At 63.3% G+C, this 18,584-nt stretch carries 17 protein-coding genes and 1 tRNA gene; 10 read left to right on the top strand and 8 right to left on the bottom strand.

What is annotated here, in order from left to right:
- Positions 1-61 precede the first annotated feature (61 nt).
- The 3 genes from ACZ9GA_RS01145 to ACZ9GA_RS01135 all read right to left on the bottom strand — a co-directional run bounded on the left by ACZ9GA_RS01145 (position 62) and on the right by ACZ9GA_RS01135 (position 2,101).
- Positions 62-1,039 (bottom strand): TauD/TfdA family dioxygenase, encoded by a 978-nt coding sequence (locus ACZ9GA_RS01145; protein WP_457357749.1) that lies wholly within the window; start codon positions 1,037-1,039, stop codon positions 62-64.
- A 41-nt stretch (positions 1,040-1,080) separates the two neighbouring features.
- Entirely contained in the window at positions 1,081-1,299 is a 219-nt protein-coding gene (locus ACZ9GA_RS01140) for an MbtH family protein (RefSeq protein ID WP_457357751.1), read from the bottom strand.
- An 85-nt stretch (positions 1,300-1,384) separates the two neighbouring features.
- On the bottom strand, positions 1,385-2,101 hold the full coding sequence (locus ACZ9GA_RS01135; protein ID WP_457357753.1) for a thioesterase II family protein: 717 nt from the start codon (positions 2,099-2,101) through the stop codon (positions 1,385-1,387).
- A 179-nt stretch (positions 2,102-2,280) separates the two neighbouring features.
- Here ACZ9GA_RS01135 and ACZ9GA_RS01130 point away from each other — a divergent pair, with 179 nt between their 5' ends.
- Positions 2,281-2,805 carry an RNA polymerase factor sigma-70 gene (locus ACZ9GA_RS01130; protein ID WP_457357754.1) on the top strand — a complete coding sequence of 175 codons (525 nt, stop codon included), beginning with the start codon at positions 2,281-2,283 and terminating at the stop codon, positions 2,803-2,805.
- On the opposite strand, the gene ACZ9GA_RS01125 is transcribed toward ACZ9GA_RS01130, so the two are convergent.
- Positions 2,789-3,709, bottom strand: coding sequence for a LysR substrate-binding domain-containing protein (locus ACZ9GA_RS01125; protein WP_457357756.1), 921 nt, complete (start codon positions 3,707-3,709; stop codon positions 2,789-2,791). The genes ACZ9GA_RS01130 and ACZ9GA_RS01125 overlap by 17 nt on opposite strands.
- A 115-nt stretch (positions 3,710-3,824) precedes the next feature.
- Here ACZ9GA_RS01125 and ACZ9GA_RS01120 point away from each other — a divergent pair, with 115 nt between their 5' ends.
- Entirely contained in the window at positions 3,825-5,279 is a 1,455-nt protein-coding gene (locus ACZ9GA_RS01120) for an amidase (RefSeq protein ID WP_457357758.1), read from the top strand.
- A 170-nt stretch (positions 5,280-5,449) separates the two neighbouring features.
- On the opposite strand, the gene ACZ9GA_RS01115 is transcribed toward ACZ9GA_RS01120, so the two are convergent.
- The gene (locus ACZ9GA_RS01115; protein ID WP_457357760.1) at positions 5,450-6,667 is read right to left on the bottom strand and encodes an MFS transporter; all 1,218 of its coding nucleotides are present in this window, start codon (positions 6,665-6,667) and stop codon (positions 5,450-5,452) included.
- Positions 6,668-6,985: 318 nt separating this feature from the next.
- On the opposite strand from ACZ9GA_RS01115, the gene ACZ9GA_RS01110 reads away from it, so the two are divergent.
- From ACZ9GA_RS01110 to ACZ9GA_RS01080, 7 genes are all read left to right on the top strand, one after another.
- Positions 6,986-7,062: transfer RNA gene (locus tag ACZ9GA_RS01110), tRNA-Met, on the top strand.
- 227 nt (positions 7,063-7,289) lie between these two features.
- Positions 7,290-7,532 (top strand): hypothetical protein, encoded by a 243-nt coding sequence (locus ACZ9GA_RS01105; protein WP_457357761.1) that lies wholly within the window; start codon positions 7,290-7,292, stop codon positions 7,530-7,532.
- Positions 7,529-7,936, top strand: coding sequence for a PIN-like domain-containing protein (locus ACZ9GA_RS01100; RefSeq protein WP_457357763.1), 408 nt, complete (start codon positions 7,529-7,531; stop codon positions 7,934-7,936). The genes ACZ9GA_RS01105 and ACZ9GA_RS01100 overlap by 4 nt, the downstream gene beginning before the upstream one ends.
- Positions 7,937-8,309: 373 nt before the next feature.
- Positions 8,310-8,651 carry a DUF6124 family protein gene (locus ACZ9GA_RS01095; protein ID WP_457357765.1) on the top strand — a complete coding sequence of 114 codons (342 nt, stop codon included), beginning with the start codon at positions 8,310-8,312 and terminating at the stop codon, positions 8,649-8,651.
- Positions 8,652-8,764: 113 nt separating this feature from the next.
- Positions 8,765-9,208 (top strand): Panacea domain-containing protein, encoded by a 444-nt coding sequence (locus ACZ9GA_RS01090; protein ID WP_457357767.1) that lies wholly within the window; start codon positions 8,765-8,767, stop codon positions 9,206-9,208.
- Between the two features lie 48 nt (positions 9,209-9,256).
- The gene (locus ACZ9GA_RS01085; protein ID WP_457357769.1) at positions 9,257-9,637 is read left to right on the top strand and encodes a hypothetical protein; all 381 of its coding nucleotides are present in this window, start codon (positions 9,257-9,259) and stop codon (positions 9,635-9,637) included.
- A gap of 100 nt (positions 9,638-9,737) precedes the next feature.
- Positions 9,738-11,429, top strand: a complete 1,692-nt coding sequence (locus tag ACZ9GA_RS01080) for an acid phosphatase (RefSeq protein WP_457357771.1) — start codon at positions 9,738-9,740, stop codon at positions 11,427-11,429.
- Between the two features lie 247 nt (positions 11,430-11,676).
- On the opposite strand, the gene ACZ9GA_RS01075 is transcribed toward ACZ9GA_RS01080, so the two are convergent.
- From ACZ9GA_RS01075 to ptsP, 3 genes are read right to left on the bottom strand one after another with little or no spacing between them, the layout of a single operon-like run.
- Positions 11,677-13,410 carry a PTS fructose-like transporter subunit IIB gene (locus ACZ9GA_RS01075; protein WP_457357772.1) on the bottom strand — a complete coding sequence of 578 codons (1,734 nt, stop codon included), beginning with the start codon at positions 13,408-13,410 and terminating at the stop codon, positions 11,677-11,679.
- 11 nt (positions 13,411-13,421) lie between these two features.
- Entirely contained in the window at positions 13,422-14,363 is a 942-nt protein-coding gene (gene pfkB / locus ACZ9GA_RS01070) for a 1-phosphofructokinase (RefSeq protein WP_457357774.1), read from the bottom strand.
- Positions 14,363-17,236 (bottom strand): phosphoenolpyruvate--protein phosphotransferase, encoded by a 2,874-nt coding sequence (ptsP, locus tag ACZ9GA_RS01065; RefSeq protein ID WP_457357776.1) that lies wholly within the window; start codon positions 17,234-17,236, stop codon positions 14,363-14,365. Before ptsP ends, pfkB begins: the two co-directional genes overlap by 1 nt.
- 350 nt (positions 17,237-17,586) lie before the next feature.
- Here ptsP and cra point away from each other — a divergent pair, with 350 nt between their 5' ends.
- A complete protein-coding gene (gene cra / locus ACZ9GA_RS01060) occupies positions 17,587-18,582 on the top strand; it encodes a catabolite repressor/activator (RefSeq protein WP_457357778.1) in 996 nt (331 codons plus the stop codon).
- Positions 18,583-18,584 lie beyond the last annotated feature (2 nt).

The following is an 18,584-nucleotide window of genomic DNA, read 5'->3' as shown; positions in this document are numbered from 1 at the left end:
ATGACGCAGGTGTCGCCGGGACACCTGCGGGGTTGAGTCTGGGGAGGAGGACCCGCGAGGGTCAGTCAGCGCGGTGTGCACCGGCCATGGCGACCACCACCTTGCGCGGGCCGCTGAAAGGGGCCCGCGCATGGGCGGCGAGCATGTTGTCGAGCATCAGCACGTCACCGCCCAGCCAGGGGAAACTGACTTTGTGGCTGTCGAGCACGTCGCGTACTTGCGCCAGCAGGTCTTCTTCCAGCGGCGTACCGTCGGCGTAATAGACGTTGCGAGGCAGGTCCTGCTCGTCGACGATGTCCAGCAGGGTCTCGCGCACTTCGGCCTGCAGGTTGGAGATGTGGAACAGATGCGCCTGGTTGAACCACACCGCCTCGCCGGTCACCGGGTGCCGCGCCGTGACCTGGCACACTTGGCGGGTGCGCAACTCACCGTCGGCCTTCCACTGGCACTGGATGCCACGCGCCCGGCAATAGGCCTCCACCGTGCCGCGGTCATCGGTGTTGAAGACGTCCTCCCAGGCCACGTCCAGGCCGTTGCCGTAGTTGCGCACATACATCAGCCCTTTGTGCTCCCACCGGGTACGAATGGCCTCGGGCATGGCGCGGTAGATTTCACGGCTATCGGCGATGGGCGTTTCACCGCCCTGCTGCGCGGCGATCATGCTGTAGAACCAGATGCGCCGAGGCCACTCGTTGGTGTAGGCCTGCTCGTTGTGCAGCGGGATGTGCTGGTGCTGGGGGTATTCGGTGGAGGTGTAGACCCCGGCCGTGACATTGCTGCGCGGCGTGGAGCCGAATTCGTAACTGAGCAACGGGTCACCGAAGCCGGCGGCGAACTGGCGGAACTGCTCGGCACCGTCCAGGGCGAAACCGCGGAACAGCAGGCCGCCACTGCGCAGCAGGTGCTCATCGACCAGGGGACGCAACTGCTCCAGGGCGTCGAACAGGTTGAGGCCCGGCTCCGGGGCCTGGACCAGCAGCGGCAGGGTGCCCTGGACACCGGGCATGGGACGAATATCGAGCGTCAGTACGGCACTCATGGGGCAGGCTCTCCAGCAAGGCAGCGACGGGTGACGGGGAATCAGTGGGCCAGGGCGTCCTGCTCCATCTTCTGACGCAGGCTGAGGGGGCGCATGTCGGTCCATACCTGCTCGATGTACGCCAGGCATTCGGGCTTCAGCCCCTGGGTGCCGGTTTCACGCCAGCCTTGAGGCACGGTCTTGTAGGCCGGCCACAGGGAGTACTGTTCTTCGTGGTTGATCAGAACCTTGAACACTGTGTCTTCACGATCGAATGCCATTTCACACCTCTTTCAGATTGATACGGCGCACCCGGTGGTGGCCTTTCAAGTACGACGAAATACGTTTGAAAATAATTAGCACTACTCAAGCGTCAGGCGGCACGCCCAGTTTTCCGGCGACGCAGGCCAGCACCGCAGGCGTCTGCTCATGGATGAAGAAATGCCCGCCATCGAACAGGTCCAGCGAGCAGCCCCCGCGGGTTTCCAGGCCCCAGGCGTCCAGGTCCTCGCGCGTGGCGCTGTCCTGGTGGCCGGCCAATACGTGGATCGGGCAATCCAGCGGCGGGCGAGCCAAGGGGCGATAGTGAGCGCACAGGGCAAAATCGGCGCGCAGCACCGGCAAGGTCAGGGCCATCAATTCCGCATTGGCCAGCAGTTCGGGCGGGGTGCCGTTGAGGTCGCGCAACTCGGCCAGCAGTTGCTCGTCGCTTTGCAACCGGGCAAAACGCTGGGTGTCGCGACGGGTAGGCGCGGCCGTGCCGCTGGCAAACAGCCTGGTTGGCGCAGCGCAGCCACGGGCCCGCAATGCGTGCGCCACTTCATGCGCCAGCAACGCCCCCAGGCTATGCCCGAACAGGGCGTAGGGCACACCCAGCTGGCCGGCCAGCTCGCTGGCCAGTTGACGGCCCAGGGCCTGAAGGTCAGTGGCCAGCGGCTGCCCGAAACGACGACCGCGTCCGGGCAATTCGACGGGGATTACTTCAATGGCGGCAGGCAGGCTGTGCCGCCAACGGCTGTACACCATGGCGCTGGCGCCCGAGTACGGCAGGCAAAACAGCCGCAGATCGCGGGATTTCCACATGATTTCCACCCTTTTCCAAGTCACGTTCCTGGACGAACGGCAAGGGGGGAAAATTTAGTCAGCGCATGATGGCGTCATGAAATCGTCAAAGTTTCATGAAATAAACAATTTGATAAAAGTTCTCAATCGCATTAGCTTTACGTTTTTCTTGTGTGGTCTACCGCATAGGTTTCTGCCCCATGTTGAAAACAATCGAACTAGAGCCAAGGCCGGCGCTGCACCAGCTTTTCGTGACGCATCGCCAGCGTTTCATCAACGCAGCCACCCGCATTCTCGGGTGCAGGGCGTCGGCAGAAGATGTCGTCCAGGACGCATTCGTGAAGATGAATGACACCGCCGGTGCAGGCATTGAGTCACAAAGTGGATACCTGATGCGCGTGGTGCGCAACCTGGCGATTGACCACTACCGGCGCCAAGCGCTGGAAAAACGCTACAAGTGCAGCGAAGAAGAGGGCCTGTCGGTGACGGCGGTGCCGGGTGCCAGCCCCGAGACGCTGCATGAGGACCGCCAGGCCCTGGACAAGTTGGCGCTGGCCATGCAGGAGCTGCCGTCGCGCACCCGCTACGCATTCGAGCAGTACCGCCTGGTTGGCCGGTCGCAGAAAGACATCGCTCAGGAGCTGGGCGTGTCACCCACGCTGGTGAACTTCATGATCCGCGATGCGCTGGTGCATTGCCGCAAAACCCTCAGGCCCCAGAGCTGAGCATTGCGTCGACGGCGCGGGGAAATTCTGCGCGCAAGGCATCGCTGAGCCATTGCTGGAACCACTGTACATCGGCGGACAACTGCCCTGTGGGCGTCAGCAGTTGATAACTCTCCAACGCCACTTCCACACCGATGGCGCGCACCAGGGTGCCGGCCTGTAATTCGTCACGCACCAGCACCTCGTTGGCCAGGGCGATGCCCTGCCCTGCTTCGGCCACGGACAGCGCGTGGTCATTGCTGACATAGAGCACATCGGAGGACAACTGCGCGTCGATGCCCAGCGCCTTGAACCACATGTTCCACCATTCGCCATCGTCAAAATGGATCAGGTCGAGTTTCATCAGGTCCTGGGCCCGGCGAATGGGCTTGATGCTGGCCAGGTACTTGGGCGTGCACACTGGGAACACCCGCGGGCAGATCAGCGTCGCCCGGCTGTTGGCGTACTGCCCCGGCATGCCATAGGCAATGCCCAGGTCGGCGGTGCGGCCGTCCACTTCAGTGAAGGTTGAATTGGGTTCGATGGCCACCTTCAGGCCTGGCCGCAACTTGCGCAGGGTGTCGATCTGCGGCGTCAGCCAGCGCTTGGCCAGGCCCGGCACCACCATAATCCGCAGCCAGCGTTCGGTGGCGTGGGGTTGCAGCGCCTCACCGGCGTCGATGATCTGCTGCAAGGCGCGGGAGATCTTCTGGTGGTAACTGCGCCCTGCCGGCGTCAGCATCACACCACGGGAGGTGCGCTCGAACAGCTGCACCCCCAGCCACTCCTCCAGCAACTTGACGTGGCGGCCCACCGCCGGCTGGGTCACGTGCAGGGCCTTGGAGGCTTCCACGTAGCTGCCCAGGCGGGCGGCGGCGTCGAAGGCGCGAAGGGCGTTGAGCGGGGGCAGGCGAAGGTTGGGCATGGCAAACCTGGCTGTTAATTTTTTTAACAGCTTCGATGTTAAAATTGATCTGTCGCCTGCGCAATCCCCGCCTGATAATCCGGCCATCGCACCGTTTCGCCTACAGGGGATTGCCATGCATCACACGTCCATCAACGAACTGGTACTGCTTGCCGCCCATGAACTTGCGGAGAAAATCCGCCTGCGCCAGGTGTCCTGCCGCGAAGTGATGCAGGCCTACCTGGCCCACATCGAGCGCTTCAATCCAGTGGTCAACGCCCTGATCAGCCTGCAACCGGCCGACGCCCTGCTGGCCCAGGCCGACGAGCGCGACGCGCAACTGGCACGCGGCGAGTACCTGGGCTGGATGCACGGCCTGCCCCACGCCATCAAGGACCTGTCGCTGACCAAGGGCATCCCCACCACCCTGGGCTCGCCGCTGTTTCGCGATTACCTGCCCGAACGCGACGGCATCATGGTGGGGCGCATCAAGGCTGCCGGCGCGATCATCATCGGCAAGACCAACACCCCGGAATTTGGCCTGGGCTCGCAAAGCTACAACCCCCTGTTCGGCGCCACCGGCTGTGCCTTCGACCCGGACAAGACCGCCGGTGGCAGCAGCGGTGGCGCGGCGGCCGCCCTGGCCCTGCACCTGGTGCCGGTGGCCGACGGCAGCGACATGATGGGCTCGTTGCGCAACCCCGCCGCGTTCAACAACATCATCGGCTTTCGCCCTTCCCAAGGCCGCGTGCCCTTCGACGACGCCAGCGACCTGTTCTTCGACCAGCTGGGCTACGAAGGCCCCATGGGTCGCAACGTGCGCGACACCGCCCTGCTGCTGTCGGTGCAGGCCGGCCACGACCCGCGGGCGCCGCTGTCGCTGGCCGGTGACGGCAGCGAATTCACCGCGCCGCTGGCCCGTGAGTTCAAGGGCACGCGCCTGGGCTGGCTGGGCGATTTCGCTGGCTACCTGCCGATGGAAAACGGCGTCACCGCCCTCTGCGAAAAAGCCCTGGGCGACTTCCAGGCCCTGGGCTGCAGCGTGGAAAACGCCGAGTTGGGTTTCAGCCCCGGACGCCTGTGGGACTGCTGGCGCACCCTGCGCCACTGGACCATCGCCGGCAACCTGGGCAAGGCTTATCAAGATCCCACCAAGCGCGAGATGCTTAAGCCCGAGGCCCAATGGGAAGTGCAAAACGGCCTGAGCCTGAGCGCCAGCGACATCCACCAGGCCGCCGTCACCCGCACCGACTGGTACCGCGCCATAAGCAAACTGTTCGAGCGCTACGACTACCTGCTGCTGCCCAGCGCCCAGGTCTTCCCCTTCGACAAGCGCCAGCACTGGCCCAGCGAAGTCGCTGGCCGCAGCATGGACACCTACCACCGCTGGATGGAAGTGGTCATCCCCGGCACCCTCAGCGGCTGCCCGGTGGCCAATGTGCAGGTGGGGTTCAATGGGCAGGGGTTGCCCATGGGCATGCAGATCATCGGGCCGCATCAGGCGGACTTTGCGGTGCTGCAGTTGGCGCATGTGTATGAGCAGGTGAGCCGGTGGTTTGCGCGGGTGCCGGCGCCGGTGTTGGCGCGATAGAGAAGTCGCGCCATTTCACCTCTGTAGCCGCTACCGCCAGGCTGCGCTGGCCACCCTATTCACTGGAGATCTACAGCGGAGCCAAGGGCCAGCGCAGCCTGACGGCAGCGGCTACGGGCATTGCCGACCTGGAATAAGAAAGGCCCGCATCACGCGGGCCTTTTCACAGGTCAGGCTTTCTTCGTGTTGGGCAACAGGATTGTCAATATGCCGAACAGCGGCAGGAACGAGCACAGGCCGTACACGTACTCGATGCCGCGAATGTCCGCCAGGTGCCCCAGCAACGCCGCGCCGATGCCGCCAAAGCCGAACATCAGGCCAAAGAACACGCCGGCGATCATGCCGACGTTGCCCGGCACCAGTTCCTGCGCGTACACCACGATGGCCGAGAAGGCCGAGGCCAGGATGAAGCCGATGATCACGCTGAGCACGCTGGTCCAGAACAGGTCCACGTAAGGCAGTGCCAGGGTGAACGGCGCCACGCCCAGGATCGAGAACCAGATCACCGCCTTGCGGCCGATCTTGTCGCCGATTGGCCCGCCAAAGAAGGTCCCCGCCGCCACCGCGCCCAGGAACAGGAACAGGTGCAGCTGCGAACTGGCCACCGACAGCTGGAATTTCTCGATCAGGTAGAAGGTGAAGTAGCTGGTGAAGCTGGCCATGTAGAAGTACTTGGAGAACACCAGCAGGCCCAGCACCACCAGCGCGGCCGTAACCCGGCGCTTGGACAGCCCGTGGGTGGCCTGGCCGCCCTTCTTGGCCTTGAACAGGTTCAGGTGTTCCTTGTACCAGCGGCTGAGCATCCAGGTCACGCCCAGGGCAAACAGCGCGAAAATCCCGAACAGCGCCACGTTACCCTGACCGAACGGAATGATCAGCGCCGCCGCCAGCAGCGGCCCGAACGCCGAGCCGGCGTTGCCGCCCACCTGGAAGGTCGACTGCGCCAGCCCGTAGCGCCCACCGGACGCCAGGCGCGCGATACGCGAGGTCTCCGGGTGGAAGGTCGACGAACCGATGCCCACCAGCGCCGACGCCACCAGAATCATCGGGAAGCTGCCGACAAAGGCCAGCATCACGATGCCGATCAGCGTACAGATGGTGCCCAGCGGCAACAGGTTAGGCTTGGGGTTGCGGTCGGTATAGAAGCCCACCCACGGCTGCAGCAGCGACGCGGTGATCTGGAACGTCAGGGTAATCAGGCCGATCTGGGTGAAGCTCAGGCCATAGCTGGCCTTGAGCATGGGGTAAATCGACGGCAGTACCGACTGGATAAGGTCATTGATCAAATGCGCCAGCGCACAGGCGCCGATGATCCGCATCACCAGCGGACTGGTCTGGGCAGCCGCGGCCGCGGGGGGCGAGCTGGTTTGAACGTTACTGATGGCCATCAAGCAATCTTCCGGACAACGGGTAGGAACGCTGTTCAGCGTGCCGCGAACAAGTGCACGACCAGCGCGAGGGATCCTAATGTGCCATTTTTCGGGGCAGGATTGCTAACAATGAAACAATTTATGTCACGTAGCCGCTGCCGCCAGGCTGCGCTGGCCGGTGCAGGCGCCTTGGAATGTGGGGTGTACATGCGGTCCAGCGCAGCCTGTCGGCAGCGGCTACGGAGGTATTTGCCATAACCTTTTGATCGCACGTAAAAAAATTTGAAAAAGATGCTTGACGCATCTTCGTTCTGAGGGAATAATGCGCGCCATCTTGGCTACATAGCTCAGTTGGTTAGAGCATAGCATTCATAATGCTGGGGTCCGGGGTTCAAGTCCCTGTGTAGCCACCAAGTACGAAAAAGAGCTTACCGAAAGGTAGGCTCTTTTTTTTTGCGCTCGGAAAAGTCCTACAGCCATTTGGGGTTGGGCTGATATAAGCTGATCACAGACGGACGTATTCTGGTGGCTGTCATTCTCAAGCAGGAGCCAGGATCGCGGGTTCGCCCACGATGCGCAGCCAATCATGGATCACATTCCTCATTGCGAGTCACCTCGACCACTTTCCAGGGAGGTCTTCGTGAACACCTCCAACTCGAAAGCTCAACATCGATATCCCCTTGCGCGGAGCCGCGCGATTGTCATTGACCCCGACCGAAACTTCGGCAGACCCATCCTTTCAGCTAGCGGAATTGATACAGGGTTGCTCTACCACGCCTATTTGGCGGAAGACAAAGACCGCAAGCGAATCGCTGTGCTTTACGAAATCCCGGTGACTGACGTGGACGCTGTCATAGCGTTTGAGGGTGGGGGCACAGCTTGAAGTTTTTGCTCGATCACAACTTACCTCCAGCCTTGGCAAAAGCGCTCAATGAACTCTCGAAAGGGGAAGGACATTCTGTTTACCCACTTGCAGAGCGATTCGCACGAACCACCAGTGACGTAACCTGGCTCGCGACACTCAAAGCAGAAGGCGACTGGGTAGTTATATCCCAAGACCGTTTCACAAAAAGCGAGGCAGAGCGCCAAGCGTTTCGACGCTCAGGGATGCCCATTTTCTGCCTGGCACGGCAGTGGTCAGTAGAAAGCTACTGGAGCAAGGCCCATAACCTGGTTCGCTGGTGGCCCGCCATCCTCAAGCAATCATCACTCATCAAAGGCGGAGCTGCTTTCAAGATCAGCTGGCGCTTCTCTCCACCTGGTAAATTCGAACAGCTGAAGATTTGAAGGCATCTAGAGCGAACCCAGCGACCAGCTCAGCCTGACGGCAGCGGCTTGTGACACAACTTGTCTCAGTGCGGTGGTTCGTGATCTTTGGGAAATGTCCTACCATTCCTTCGGCCGTTTCCGATTGTTTGAGCAAGCTGGCGCTTCTAGCCTTTCACCGTCATTGGGAATCAATGACCGGGTCATTAGCAGCCCCGTATCACTGGCAGACATATCCACCAGGAAACTGGCTATTCGCACGTTTCATGGCGGCTGTGCGCGGGGCACTTTCGAGTGCGCCGGGTTGCCAGTCTACCGGTCTGCTAACCCGCGCTCAGCTGCCACCCTTCGTTTAGCAGCGATGGCGGTAGCTCCAACAGACTGGAGATTTGCCATGAATAAAATCGTCCCCGATCCACCTCTACCACCACTCGATCCCTACCCTACCGCCCCCGACGACACCTTCTTCACCGCCCACACCGAAGTCGGCAACCGAACCTACGATGAACTGCACCTGTTCACCGTGCGCGAAGGCCTCAACATCGACAACGCCCTGATGCACGCCAGCGAACTATTGGCCTGCACCTCGACCACCGCCTACGAAAACGCCGACAACTTCACCGGCCCCCAACGCAGCCAGGCCATGACCCTCTACCACTTGGTGAACATGGCCAAGGCACTGGTGGACGCCTCGCTGGAAAGCCGTGACAGGCAAGGCAAACGGCTGAGTCGATAGGGAGACGGCATTACCTTGGGAAAGGTCCTACCCCTTTCTCAGGGTAAGCCGATAGGCAGCCTTAGCGCGAAAGCCTATCTTGGCGACATATTCACCACCTTTCCGGAACCCCCATGCACAGCGCCTTTGACGTCGCTCAATATTTCCTGGCACAGACCAGCGAGGATGCAGGCGATCTTGTCTCCAACCTCAAACTGCAGAAGCTCGTCTACTACGCGCAAGGTTTTAGCCTTGCCCTACATGGCAGCCCATTGTTCGAAGAGCCCATAGAAGCCTGGCTGCACGGCCCGGTAGTACCAACGCTGTACCAACGCTACAAGTCCTTCGGCTCTGGGCACATCCCCCATCCGGAAGGTTTCGACCTCGACTGTTTTTCGCCACCTGAACGTGAGCTGCTGGACGAGGTTTACGAATTCTACGGCCAGTACTCTGCCTGGCGACTGAGGCAACTGACCCATGACGAAACTCCATGGAAAGAGAGCTATCAGAGCGGCAGCAATCAGGTCATCAGCCAAAGCCTCATGACCCGCTTCTTCAGGACTCAAATCGTTCAGTGAGGGACTATGGCTAAAAGGATGCGATCCGCGCCAGTGAGGCAGAGCAAGTTGATCCACCCAACGCATGTTTCGACAGAGCGCAGCCCCGAGCAGTTACCACCTATTTTTGCCCTTGAAAACCTCCAGAAAAGCCATTGTATTTCCGCCATTCGCGATCGCTCCGAACGCGGGCTGTTTCTGGATGCGCTATTTACTCTCAGTCGGATGACCTGGGCACAAATCAACTCGGCCCCTAGGCACGGCCTGGGCACAGAACGAATGCCCGCCTGCCAGATAAAGGCACGGTTACCGACCTGCGTTACTGCAGACGTAAATCTTCTCGTTTTCCGCTGGAACGGAAAACTCCCTTTTATTGGGTATCGAGATGGGCGGGTGCTGCAAGTGTTGTGGATCGAGCAACAGTTCGGTGAGCTATACAATCACGGCTAACACGCCCGCGCCCTGCCACATTCCCGCCGCATAACCGTCACAATCCACTGCTAGCCTCCCCGCCTGTAATTTTTTGTTACGCCTTATCAGGGATGCCGTAATGAGCGACAAGACTGACGACACGCAACAGCCAACCTCCCCCCTGCTGCCCGACACCAGCCGCCGCCGTTTTCTCGGTGGCGTGGCTGTGCTGGGCGTGGGTGCCGCGACGCTGACGGCCTGTGGCAGCACCAATGACCAAAGCGGCAAGGCCGACGAGCATCCGCTGTCGCCCACCGAGCTGGACAAGGCGCTGGCCGACAATGTGAAGACCGTGGTGGTGATCTACGCCGAAAACCGCAGCTTCAACAACCTGTTCGGCAATTTCCCTGGCGTGGAGAAGCCGCTGTCGTCGCTCAAGCCTGAGGAGTATCAGCAGCGCGACCGTGACGACAGCCTGCTTAAGACCCTGCCACCGGCGTGGGGCGGCACCCTGCAGGTCGGCCCGCAGACGGTGGATGGCGTGACCTATGCCGCCGGCGTGCAGTACCAGGAGAACCTGCCCAATGCGCCGTTCGCGCTGAAGGGGCCGAACAAGGAAGACCTGCCGCTGAACGTGATCACCCGCGACCTGTGGCACGTGTTCTACCAGAACCAGATGCAGATCAACGGCGGCAAGAACGACAAGTTCGTGGCCTGGGCGGATTCCGGCGGCCTGACCATGGGCTATTACGACCAGACGCAATATTCCCTGCGCCTGTGGGACGTGGCCCGTGAGTTCGTGCTGTGCGACAACTTCTTCCAGGGTGCCTTTGGTGGTTCGTTCCTGAACCACCAGTACCTGATCAGTGCCACCGCGCCGTTCTACCCCAACGCCAGCACCTCGGCGGCCAAGGAGCAGATCGCCACGCTGCAGAGCGATGACCCGCTGGACACGCGCTTGAAGCCGCTGGACAAGACCCCGGCCAGCGCCATGACCGGCGCCCCGGCGTTCGGCCCCAGCGCCATCACCCCGGACGGGTTCGCCGTGAACACCATGGCGCCGCCCTACTGGCCCACCTGGATCCGCGACCCCGAGCGCCCCGACTATTCCAAGCCGGACCTGGCCAGTGTGCTGGTACCCCAGAGCCACGAGCATATCGGCGACAAGCTGAGCAAGAAGAACATCGACTGGGCCTGGTACGCCGGCGCCTGGCAGGCCACCTTGGACGAGTTCAAGGACTCGGGCGGCATTCCGAAAATTCCCAATTTCCAGTACCACCACCAGCCGTTCAACTACTTCAAGCAGCAAGGCCCGGAAAACCCGGCCGAGCGTCAGAAGCGTCTGCGCGACGGCGGCCTGGGTGATGAGCTGAGCACCAACACCTTCTTCGCCGATGCGGCGGCGGGCAAGCTGCCGGCGGTGACCTTCTACAAGCCCCAGGGCAACCTCAACATGCACGCCGGTTACGCCGACGTGGCCGCGGGCGACCGCCATATCGCCACGGCGCTGAAGGTGCTGCGCAACAGCCCGCAGTGGAAGAACATGGTGGTGGTGGTGACGGTGGACGAGAACGGCGGCTGGTGGGACCACGTGGCGCCGCCCAAGGGCGATCGCTTCGGCCCGGGCACGCGTATTCCGGCACTGGTGGTGTCGCCGTTTGCGCGCAAGGGGACGGTGGATCATACGGTGTATGACACCGCCTCGATCCTGCGGTTGATCACCCGGGTGTTCAAGCTGGAGACGCTGGATGGTCTCAAGCAGCGTGATGACGCCATGAAGGCGCGCGGGCAGAAGCCGATGGGCGATCTGACCAACGCCCTGAAGTTCTAACCTGCCTGGACACTGCTACAAGCTCTTGTGGGAGTGGGCTCTGCCCACGAAAAGAACACCGCGGTATGTCAGAAACTCCGCGTGCCCTTTTTCGCGGGTAGAACCCGCTCCCACAGGAATGGTGTAGCAGCTGCCGGAGGCTGCGTCGCAGGCGCCGCGGCGGATCAGCCAGTGCGCGGTGCCTATGACGCGGCCTGGCGGCCGCTGCTACAGGTACCATGGCATCTCCCACTGTGGACGGTTGTGGCTACGCAGGCTCCGGGGTCAGCTCTACCACTTCGGCTTTTTTGATCACCGCATACACCACCGCCGTCACCGCCGCACCCGCCACAATCGCCAGCAGATACAACAACGCATGGTTGATCGCATTCGGGATCAACATCACGAACAGCCCGCCATGGGGCGCCATCAGTTTGCAGCCGAAGTACATCGACAGCGCACCGGTCAACGCACCACCGGCAATGCTGGCCGGGATCACCCGCAGCGGGTCCTTGGCGGCGAACGGAATCGCGCCTTCGGAAATGAAGCACAGCCCCAGCACCAACGCCGCCTTGCCCGCCTCACGCTCGCTCTGGGCAAACTTGCGACGTGCCAGGAAGGTGGCGATGCCCAGGCCGATCGGCGGCACCATGCCGGCCGCCATGGTGGCGGCCATGGGCGCGTAGCTCTGGGAGGCCAGCAGGCCCACCGAGAACGCATAGGCCGCCTTGTTGATCGGCCCGCCCAGGTCCACGCACATCATGCCGCCCAACAGCACGCCCAGCAGAATGGCGTTGGTGGTGCCCATGCTGTCCAGGAAGTGCGTCAGCGCTTCGAGCATGCCGGCCACCGGCTTGCCCACCACGTAGATCATCACCAGGCCGGTAAACAGGCTGGCCAGCAGCGGAATGATCAGGATCGGCTTCAGTGCTTCAAGGCTTGTGGGCAACCGCGCGTAACGGTTGATCGCCTTAGCGGCGTAACCGGCGATGAAGCCGGCGACGATGCCGCCAATAAAACCTGCGCCCAGGGTGCTGGCCAGCAGGCCACCGATCATGCCCGGCGCCAGGCCAGGGCGATCAGCGATGGAATAGGCGATATAGCCCGCCAGCAACGGCACCATCAACTTGAAGGCACTGTCGCCACCGATCTGCATCAAGGCGGCGGCCAGGGTGCCCGGCTCCTTGAACGCGGTAATGCCGAAGACGAACGACAAGGCGATCATCAGGCCGCCCGCTACTACCATGGGCAGCATGTACGAGACGCCGGTCAGCAGGTGCTTATACGCACCGGTCTTCTCTTGCTTGGCTGGCGCACTACCGCTATTCCCGGACGCAGCCGACTCTGGCTTGGCTTCCGCCAGCGCCTTGTCGAGGATCGACTTGGCCTGCTTGAGCGCCACACCAGTGCCGCAGCGATAAATGCGCTTGCCGGCGAAACGCTCGGTGGCGACATCGATGTCGGCAGCCAGCAGCACCACGTCGGCTTCCTGAATGGCGGCAGCGCTGAGTGGATTGCGCGCGCCTACCGAACCCTGGGTTTCCACCTGCAAGTCATAACCCATCTGCTTGGCAGCGGTCTGCAGGGCTTCGGCGGCCATGAAGGTATGCGCCACGCCCGTGGGGCAGGCAGTAATCGCCACCAGACGCGGGGCGCGCTCGCTGGCAACCACCGGCGCAGGCGCGCTGGCCTCAAACACCTTGGCCTGCTCGGCGGCCTGACGCAGGAAGCCATCGGCATCCTGCAAGGCCGCTGCCGGCGTGCTCTGGAACAGGCGCTTGCCGACGAAGCGGCTCAAGTCGATGGGGCCGGTGTTGACCACCAGCACCCAATCGGCAGCCTCGATGGCAGCAGCAGTCAGCCGGTTCTCCGGGCGCTGCGGGTCGTGCACTTCAACGCTGGTGCTCCAGCCCTGGCGCTGGGCCACGGCGTCCAGCAACCGGGCGCTGAGCACACTGGAAACGCGGCCGCTGGGGCAGGCCGTGACAATGGCAAGTTTCATCGCATTCCCTCTTATTGTTCTGTCAGCGTGCGTACACAGACGCCGCTTTCGAGCCGCGCCAGCAAGGCGTGGTCACTGATACCGAAACCGATCTGGCTGACCGCCATGGCGGCAATGGCCGTGGCGGTGCACAGGGCCTGCTCGCGCGCAGAGCCGCTGAGCAGGCCGTGGACCATGCCCGCCAACAGCGAGTCGCCCGCCCCCACGGTGCTGGCCACATCGACCGTGGGTGGCAGCGCCTGCAACGTCGGCTGGCCGCTGAACCAGAGCACGCCTTGGGCGCCTTGGGAGATCACCACGTTCTCGATGCCCTGGGCCTGCAGACGCTTGGCCACTGCTGCCTGTTCTGCCAGCGTGTCGACGCGCTCGCCCAGCACTTCGCTCAGTTCATCGGTGTTGGGCTTGATCAGCCAGGGCTGAGTGGCCAAGCCGCCGCGCAGGGCGGCACCGCTGGTGTCCAGGGCCACTTTGAGGCCCATGGCCACCAGGCGCTCCAGAAGGGCCTGAAACCATTGGACGCTGATGCCGCGCGGCAGGCTACCGGCGACCACCACGGCGTCATGGCCGGGGGCGGTCTGTTCCAGGCGCGCCAGCAGGGCGGCCTGGGCGTCGTCGTCGACAAAGGCTCCCGGGCCATTGAGGTCGGTGATGCGCCCGCCGCTCTCGGCCAGCTTGATGTTGCTGCGGGTCTCGCCCGGCACGCGGATGAACTGGTCATCGAAGCCGCGCGCCTTGAACAGCGCCTCAAACGGCAGCGCGTTGTCCTCACCGAGAAAACCGCTGACGGTCAGCTGATGCCCCAGGTCAGCCAGCACCTGGGCCACGTTGACGCCCTTGCCGGCCGCGTGGCTGTGCATGGCCGTGCTGCGGTTGACGTCGCCCACCAGCAGGCTGTTGAGCTCCACCGTCAGGTCCAGCGCCGGGTTCAGGGTCAGGGTCAGAATCTTGGCCATCAGTGTTTCTCCACCAGGGCGCGCACTTCAGTGGCGCTGCCCAGGCCCAGCGCGGTTTGCGCCAGGCCCTGTGCTTGGCTCAGGGTGAGTTCGCGCACCCCGGCTTTTACCTCGGCAATGCTGCGCGCCGAGACACTCAATTCATCCACGCCCAGCCCCACCAGCAACGGCACGGCCACCGGGTCTGCTGCCAACTCGCCGCAGATGCCTACCCACTTGCCATGGGCATGGGCGGCCCGCACGGTGATGTCGATCAGTTGCAGCACCGCCGGGTGCAGGCCATCGGCCTGGGCCGACAAGGTCGGGTGGCCGCGGTCGATGGCCAGGGTGTACTGGGTCAGGTCGTTGGTGCCGACGCTGAAGAAGTCCACCTCGCGAGCCAGCACCGGCGCCAGCAGGGCGGCCGACGGCACTTCGATCATGATGCCCAGTTGCAGGTCGGCCACCGGGATTTCCAGGCGCAGACGCTCGGTCATGTCGCGGGCCTGACGCCACTCTTCGACACTGCCGACCATGGGGAACATGATGCGCAGCGGACGGTTGTCGGCGGCGCGCAGCAGGGCGCGCAGCTGGCTTTCCATCACGTCGGGGCGTTGCAGGGTCAGACGGATGCCGCGCACGCCCAGGAAGGGGTTTTCTTCCTTGGCGATCGGCCAGTAGCTCAGCGGTTTGTCACCGCCCACGTCCAGGGTACGCACCACCAGCGGGCGACCGGCCAGGCCGTCGAGCACGCGGCGGTATTCGGCTTCCTGGACGGCTTCGTCAGGAGCCTGCGAGTGGGCCATGAAAATCAGCTCGGTACGCAGTAGGCCGACGCCTTCGGCGCCCTGCTCCACCGCCGCCTTGACGCCCGCGCTTTCGCCGATGTTGGCGAACACTTCCACGGCATGGCCGTCACGGGTAACCGCGGTTTCCAGGCGACGGGCGTTGGCCGCTTCCTGGCGCTGGGCCCGCTGCTCGCGCTCTTCGATAGCGCGTTGGCGCACGTCATCGCTGGGGTCGACGATCAACTGGCCGCGCTGGCCGTCCAGCAGCAGCGGGCAACCGGGCTTGAGCAACAACACCGCTTCACCAGCGCCGACAATGGCCGGAATGCCCAGGGCACGGGCGACGATGGCGCTGTGGGCAGTGGCGCCGCCACGGGCCGTGAGGATACCGGCCACGCGGGCGGGGTCCAGGCGCGCTACGTCGGACGGGCCGACTTCATCCATCACCAGGATGTAGGGCTGGTTGGGCTCCTCGACACTGTCCACACCGCACAGCTGCGCCAGTACGCGGCGACCAATGTCGCGCAAGTCGGCGGCGCGCTCGGCCAGCAGCGCATCGGCCAGGCTTTCCTGTTGCACGGCGGCGGCTTCGATTACGCCAATCCAGGCGGCCGGGGCGCTTTCGCCCTGCTTCAAGCGGCTAGTCACCTCATCGGTCAGCGCCGGGTCGTCGAGCATCTCCTGGTGGGTGACGAAGATCTCGCGGATGGCCTTGGCCTGGGCGCGGCGGATCAACCCTTCAATGTCGTCGCGCACCTGCACCAGTGCGTCTTGCAGGCGCTGGTGCTCGATGTCGTGGGACTCGCCCCGCAGCGGGTAGTCGAATGCCTGCGGCACCTGCACATGGGCCGGGCCCATGGCGATGCCCGGGGCGGCGGCGATGCCGTTGATCTGCTGGCCGGCCACGGGGGCCTGGACCTTGGCGGTAATGACCGGTGTTTCTTCCACCTGGACAACGACGGTTTCGACCACGGCCGGCAACGGCTCGATTTCTTCGCCCAAACCTTCCGCCACCGCGGCCAGCAACGCCGGCAGCGCATCGTTGGCAATGCCTGGCTCGACGATGAATTCCAGCACCTGGCCACGGCGTGCGCCCAGGCTCAGCAGCTTGCTCAGGCTCTTGGCCGACACGGCTGGCTCGTGGCTGTCCACCAGGCGCAGACGAATTTCGCCGTCGAAACTCTTGGCCAGTTGCGCCAGCTCCTTGGCCGGGCGGGCATGCAGGCCATGGGCATTGGCCAGGCCAATGCGCGCACTGGGCCAGTCGGCTGGTACTTCGCCGCCCAGCACTTCCAGCACGGCACGGGTGCTGGTGGCACGGCCCAGTTCCTGGCCGCGCCCTTCGATCAGCAGCGCACACAGACGCTCCAGCAAGGCCTGATGGGCCTCACCCAGGCTGGCCAGGCAGAACAACCCGGTCAGCGGCTGGCCCAGGTAGCGCAGCGGCTGCTGCGGCGTAACGAAAGCCAGGCCGGGCTTCTTCACGGTCTGCTCGCTGTGCAGCCACCACAGGCCATCGCCCAGCGGCAGCGCCTCGACCTGTTGCAGCACGGCAGCAAAACCATTGCTCACGCAATCGGCCTGGCGCAGCAGACGGGCGCCACGCCATACCAGTTCTTCGAAGTCTTCGGCGGCCACGCTGAGGCTGATCATCTGCGCGTCCAGCGCCAACTCTTGCGGCGCGCCCTGCAACAGTTTCAGCAACGCTTCGGGGGAGCCCGCACGGCGCAAGGCCTGGCCCAGGTCGGTTTCGCCCAGGGCGCGGGTCAGCAGTTGCAGCAGCCGCAGGTGTTCATCGGACTTGGCGGCGATGCCGATGGCCAGGTACACGATCTGGCCATCGCCCCAGTCCACGCCATCGGGGAACTGCAGCAGGCGCACCCCGGTGGCAAACACCAGGTCGCGGGTTTCGGGGGTGCCGTGGGGGATGGCGATGCCCTGGCCCAGGAAGGTCGAACCCTGCGCCTCTCGGGCTTGCAGGCCGGCCAGGTAACCCTCGGCCACCAGGCCGTCGGCAACCAGTTTTTCGGCGAGCAATTGCAGGGCGGCGGGTTTATCCACAGCACTCTGGCCCATGGATATCTGCTCTATAGTGAGCTCGAGCATGCCAATCTCCTTTACGGCATCCGCTGGATGCAGAAGTCTTGTTTTAAGGGTTCAGCATAGGGCTGAAATCATGCTGCGGTCAGCCCCGGGCTGGTCGACGTCATTCAGTTCACACTGCGGGGAAAATTAGCTGACCACCCCGACAGATTTTTTTCGGCAGAAAAACATGTGAGCTGAATCGTTTAACCTAGAATGACAGGCACGTTACCCGATAATCTTCAGGCATTGAAGCCCAACCTGTCGGCGGCGCTGCGACCATGGTCGCGTGCCACAACCGGAAAAGATCGTGAAAAATGCTCGGCAGCGCCTGGCCACACGGTGCAGCGCTGCGCATAACAAGGAATACTCGGTTGAAACTCAGTGATATTGCCCGCCTGGCCGGTGTGTCGGTGACCACCGCCAGCTACGTCATCAACGGCAAGGCGCAACAGCAGCGCATCAGCAAGGCTACCGTGGAGCGTGTCCAGGCGGTGGTGGAGGCGCACGGCTTCACGCCCAACCCCCAGGCCGCCGGTTTGCGCAGCCGCCATACGCGCACCTTGGGCTTCATCCTGCCGGACCTGGAAAACCCCAGTTATGCGCGCATCGCCAAGCGCCTGGAAAAGCGCGCCCGCGAGCACGGCTACCAATTGTTGATCGCCAGTTCCGACGACGAGCCGGCCAGCGAGCTGCAACTGCAGCAGCTGTTCAAGGCCCGGCGCTGCGATGCGCTGTTCGTCGCCAGTTGCCTGCCGGCCAGCGACACCAGCTACCTGGAATTGCAGAACAAGGGCCTGCCGATCATCGCCATCGACCGCGAGATGGACAGCAGCCAATTCTGCTCGGTGGTCAGCGACGACCGTCACGCCGCCCTGCAACTGACCAGCAGCGTGCTGCGCCCCGCGCCGAAAGACATCGCCCTGATCGGCGCCCGCCCCGAGCTGAGCATCAGCCGTGAACGCGCCGCCGGTTTCCATCAGGCGGTGGAAGGCTTCAAGGGCAAGGTACTGGTGTCCGAAGGCGAGTCCTTCAGCCGTGAGTGCGGCCGCCAGTCGATGCTGCAACTGCTGGAGCAACTGGGCCATCTGCCGGAAGCACTGGTCACCACCTCCTACGTCCTGTTGCAGGGCGTATTCGATGTGCTGCAAGGCCATCAGGACGAATTCCCCTCGCTGCACCTGGCCACCTTCGGTGACACGCAGTTGCTGGATTTCCTGCCCCTGCCGATCAACGCCATGGGCCAGCAGCACGATCTGATTGCCAGCAAGGCCCTGGAGCTGGCACTGGCCGCCGTGGAGCGCAACGAGTACCAGCCTGGCGTGCACGCCATCGCCCGTACCTTCAAGCAGCGCATCCACGAGGCCTGAGC

The sequence above is a fragment of the Pseudomonas sp. TE3644 genome, assembly GCF_056278815.1.
The sequence above is the reverse complement of the archived record's forward strand: the minus strand, read 5'-3'. Positions and strand labels throughout refer to the sequence as shown.

Excerpts from the sequence above, each read along its gene's own strand:
- ACZ9GA_RS01145 (WP_457357749.1), bottom strand. The coding sequence starts at position 1,039 with ATGAGTGCCGTACTGACGCTCGATATTCGTCCCATGCCCGGTGTCCAG.
- ACZ9GA_RS01140 (WP_457357751.1), bottom strand. The coding sequence starts at position 1,299 with ATGGCATTCGATCGTGAAGACACAGTGTTCAAGGTTCTGATCAACCAC.
- ACZ9GA_RS01135 (WP_457357753.1), bottom strand. The coding sequence starts at position 2,101 with ATGTGGAAATCCCGCGATCTGCGGCTGTTTTGCCTGCCGTACTCGGGC.
- ACZ9GA_RS01130 (WP_457357754.1), top strand. The coding sequence starts at position 2,281 with ATGTTGAAAACAATCGAACTAGAGCCAAGGCCGGCGCTGCACCAGCTT.
- ACZ9GA_RS01125 (WP_457357756.1), bottom strand. The coding sequence starts at position 3,709 with ATGCCCAACCTTCGCCTGCCCCCGCTCAACGCCCTTCGCGCCTTCGAC.
- ACZ9GA_RS01120 (WP_457357758.1), top strand. The coding sequence starts at position 3,825 with ATGCATCACACGTCCATCAACGAACTGGTACTGCTTGCCGCCCATGAA.
- ACZ9GA_RS01115 (WP_457357760.1), bottom strand. The coding sequence starts at position 6,667 with ATGGCCATCAGTAACGTTCAAACCAGCTCGCCCCCCGCGGCCGCGGCT.
- ACZ9GA_RS01095 (WP_457357765.1), top strand. The coding sequence starts at position 8,310 with ATGAATAAAATCGTCCCCGATCCACCTCTACCACCACTCGATCCCTAC.
- ACZ9GA_RS01090 (WP_457357767.1), top strand. The coding sequence starts at position 8,765 with ATGCACAGCGCCTTTGACGTCGCTCAATATTTCCTGGCACAGACCAGC.
- ACZ9GA_RS01080 (WP_457357771.1), top strand. The coding sequence starts at position 9,738 with ATGAGCGACAAGACTGACGACACGCAACAGCCAACCTCCCCCCTGCTG.
- ACZ9GA_RS01075 (WP_457357772.1), bottom strand. The coding sequence starts at position 13,410 with ATGAAACTTGCCATTGTCACGGCCTGCCCCAGCGGCCGCGTTTCCAGT.
- pfkB (WP_457357774.1), bottom strand. The coding sequence starts at position 14,363 with ATGGCCAAGATTCTGACCCTGACCCTGAACCCGGCGCTGGACCTGACG.
- ptsP (WP_457357776.1), bottom strand. The coding sequence starts at position 17,236 with ATGCTCGAGCTCACTATAGAGCAGATATCCATGGGCCAGAGTGCTGTG.